The sequence below is a fragment of the Mesorhizobium sp. M7A.F.Ca.US.006.04.2.1 genome (assembly GCF_004022915.1).
In the GTDB taxonomy this organism is placed as follows: domain Bacteria; phylum Pseudomonadota; class Alphaproteobacteria; order Rhizobiales; family Rhizobiaceae; genus Mesorhizobium; species Mesorhizobium ciceri.
In genome coordinates this window covers 1-2,949 of the sequence record NZ_RZQA01000812.1, presented here as the reverse complement: position 1 = coordinate 2,949, position 2,949 = coordinate 1, and the positions used below count along the sequence as shown (strand labels likewise).

The window sequence follows — 2,949 nt, the reverse complement described above, 5'->3', positions numbered from 1 at the left end:
GCCGCTTACCGGGCTTCGCGTCGGCATTCCGCGCGGGCTTCTTTTCGAAGACACTGAAAGTGAGGTCGCCGCGGCGTTCGAACGCAGCCTTCGCGAGATCGAGCAGATAGGAGCGCACCTGGCGGACATATCGATCGACGACTTGCTCGCAGACTTTCGTTCGGCGACCAAGCGGGGCTCGATCGCTGCGATGGAGGGGGCCGAAGTGCATGCCGACTGGCTGGCGACAGGGGCATCCGCGCCGGTCGACCCGCACGTCAGCGGCCCCCTGTCGCGGGCGGCAATGCTGCCGACTCCGGTCTACATCAGGGCGATGCGCCGTCGTGCGGCACTTGCGGCCGCCATGGACGAACGGCTGTCCTCGGTCGATGTGCTGGCCTTGCCGACCACACCGGTGACGGCGCCGACTATCGTCTCTATGGCTGACGACGCCGGGTTGCGTGACCGAACCGAAGGCCTGCTGCTGCGCAACACGCAGGTCGCCAACCAGTTCGATCTCTGCGCGATCTCGCTGCCGATGCCGGGCACTCCGCTGCCTGCCGGATTGATGCTGGTGGCGCGCAACGGGCATGACCGGCGCCTGCTGCGGATTGCCGCTGAAGTGGAGCGGCTGCTGGCGGTTGATCAGCACTGAACCGGAAATTGCGGATCAGCGCGACGAACAGTGCTTGCGTTCGCTGTCCATGGCGGTGCGTACGATGCTGGTCGCGACCAGCCAGGGCAGATCGTACTCCTTGCCGGTGATCGTCTGGGTGCGGTGCTCGATCGAGCCTCTGACGACGATCTTTCCGGCATAGAGCGCGTCGGAAAGATCCGTTATCGCCTTGTCGGCCCGCGGCAAGCCGCTGGTGTCGATCGACATGCCCTTGATGATCGTTCCGGTGGCAAGATCGAGCACGCTGTTCGACGGGCACGGCGCCTTGAAGCAGCGCAGCCCGTTGTCGCAATAGACATAGCTGCTTTCGGCCGCGAATGACGGAATGGCGCAGAGCGAACAGGCGGCGACAATGAGGGATGTGAGGCGAGGACTGAACATGGGTCTCAACGTCACGAAGAATTGGGGCGAAACCGCGATGTGCTACACGCTCGCCGGGAACCGCTGCCGGTAGTGATCGACCACTTCCGGATTGCGCAGATTGACCGGCAGTTTGCCCGCCAGCACGAGCAGGGCTTCGCCCGCCGCGCCGACGCCCATGCGCATCATCGATTCCTCGGTGATCCCCGCCATGTGCGGCGTGACGATAACATTGTCGAAGCCGAAATAGGGATGGTTCGACGGCAGCGGCTGCGTCGCAAACACGTCGAGCGCGGCGCCGCCGATGCGCCGTTTCTGCAAGGCCTCGATCAGCGCGTCGTCGTCGACGACCGGTCCGCGCGACACGTTGATCAGCAACGCCTGCGGCTTCATGCGGGCGATCCGCTCACGGTTGATCAGGCCGCGCGTTTCCGGCGTCAGCGGGCAGCACAGAACGATGATGTCGCTCTGCTCGACGAGAGCGTCGATCGACAGGAAGCCGACCTTGTCCGGCGCCGGCTGCATGCTACGCGTCGTTGCCACCACTTTCAGGTCGAAGCCGTGCGCGGCGATATGGCCGACCGCCTGGCCGACGGCGCCGAGGCCGACAATGCCGATCGTCTTGCCGGCAAGCTCGCTGTTGGCGTTGGCGTGCTCGCGGCCGGCAAGCCAGCCTTTGGCGCGCAGGTCGCGATCGACGACGCGGAAGTTGCGCAGCAAGGCGAGGGCCACGAACATGACGTGTTCGGCAACCGAGCGGGCATTGACCGCCGGCACATTCGCCACCAGCACGCCGGCGGCCGTCGCTGCTTCCATCGGGATCATGTCGAGCCCGGCGCCATGACGGATTGCCGCCCGCAGCAGCTTTGCGCCGTCGAAAAGCTGTGGGGGCAGCGGCGCGCGCACGATGACGATGTCGGCATTCCTGGCTTCGGCGGCCAGCGTGGCCGGATCGATGGCGGAGGCGACGACGAGCTCTCCGGCGCCGGCCAGCATGGCCGAGGCGCGCGGGTGCAGGGCCTGGGTCGTGAGGATACGAGCCATGTCGGTCAGGCTTTTTCGAGCGCCGGGCTTTGCGGCTCCTCGCCATGGCCCTCGATCAGGCCCTTCCAGTAGCTCTCAGCGCCCTGCAGATGGGCGCTCATCAGCGCCTGTGCGAGATTGCCGTCGCGGCGCAGCAGCGCCTCATAGATCTGGATATGCTCGGCATGCGAGCGCACGTTGCGCTCGGGGTCGTTGAAATAGATCGGCAGGCGCTGCTCGCCCATCATGTAGTAGACGCTGCAGACATTGTGGAAGACGCTGTTCTTGGTGGCGCGCACGATTTCGAGGTGAAATTCGCGGTCTTCCCTGGCAAGCCCTTCGCCGGCGGCGATGCGCTCTTCCGAAGCCTTCAGGATTTCGCGCAGCCGCTCGAAATTCTCCTCGGTGGCACGCGAACAGGCAAGTTCGGCCGCCTTGATCTCGTGGATCTTGCGCAGTTCGACCGTCTCGTAGATCTGGATCGGGTCGAGCGGGAGGCCCGCGCGGGCAAAGAGCGCCATGGCCTCCACACTGGCCTGCTTGGTGTCGATGTAGATGCCGGATTTGGCCCGGCGCTCAACGATGCGCATGGCCTCCAGGATGGCCAGCGCCTCGCGGATCTGACCGCGGCTGACGGCGAAATGCTCCGCCAGTTCGCGCTCCGATGGCGTTCGGCCGCTCTCCTTGTCCGAATGGGAGAACAGGTAGGCAGCGAGTTCCGCGAGAAGGTTCTTTTCTTTCATCGTCAACCGCGTTGCGCGTGCGCCTCCAGGAACCGCTCCGAAATGGTGAATCCCAGACCCGGTTTTTCCGGGATCGCTATCATACCGTCCCTGGCTTCGACAGTCTCTTCGACCAGATCATGGATCATCGGGTTGGCGCCGAGCGAATATTCGACGGTGAAACTCGAC

4 protein-coding genes and 1 pseudogene are annotated in these 2,949 nt (G+C 64.8%); 1 reads left to right on the top strand and 4 read right to left on the bottom strand.

The annotated features are described in order from the left end of the window. The coding region (locus EN925_RS30455; protein WP_245487353.1) for an amidase family protein at positions 1 to 634 on the top strand (634 nt) is incomplete at its 5' end. Positions 635 to 649: 15 nt separating this feature from the next. Here EN925_RS30455 and EN925_RS30450 read toward each other — a convergent pair. The 4 genes and pseudogenes from EN925_RS30450 to EN925_RS30435 all read right to left on the bottom strand — a co-directional run. Next, positions 650 to 1,036, bottom strand: a complete 387-nt coding sequence (locus tag EN925_RS30450; RefSeq protein WP_127370554.1) for a hypothetical protein — start codon at positions 1,034 to 1,036, stop codon at positions 650 to 652. A gap of 42 nt (positions 1,037 to 1,078) precedes the next feature. After that, positions 1,079 to 2,059 (bottom strand): hydroxyacid dehydrogenase, encoded by a 981-nt coding sequence (locus EN925_RS30445; RefSeq protein ID WP_127385125.1) that lies wholly within the window; start codon positions 2,057 to 2,059, stop codon positions 1,079 to 1,081. A gap of 5 nt (positions 2,060 to 2,064) precedes the next feature. Then, the gene (locus tag EN925_RS30440) at positions 2,065 to 2,781 is read right to left on the bottom strand and encodes a FadR/GntR family transcriptional regulator (protein ID WP_013529506.1); all 717 of its coding nucleotides are present in this window, start codon (positions 2,779 to 2,781) and stop codon (positions 2,065 to 2,067) included. Positions 2,782 to 2,783: 2 nt separating this feature from the next. Then, positions 2,784 to 2,949, bottom strand: a pseudogene (locus EN925_RS30435) (mandelate racemase/muconate lactonizing enzyme family protein); the annotation flags it as partial.

What these genes read in the sequence shown, in the direction of transcription:
- EN925_RS30450 (WP_127370554.1), bottom strand. Translation starts at nt 1,036, where the DNA reads ATGTTCAGTCCTCGCCTCACATCCCTCATTGTCGCCGCCTGTTCGCTC.
- EN925_RS30445 (WP_127385125.1), bottom strand. Translation starts at nt 2,059, where the DNA reads ATGGCTCGTATCCTCACGACCCAGGCCCTGCACCCGCGCGCCTCGGCC.
- EN925_RS30440 (WP_013529506.1), bottom strand. Translation starts at nt 2,781, where the DNA reads ATGAAAGAAAAGAACCTTCTCGCGGAACTCGCTGCCTACCTGTTCTCC.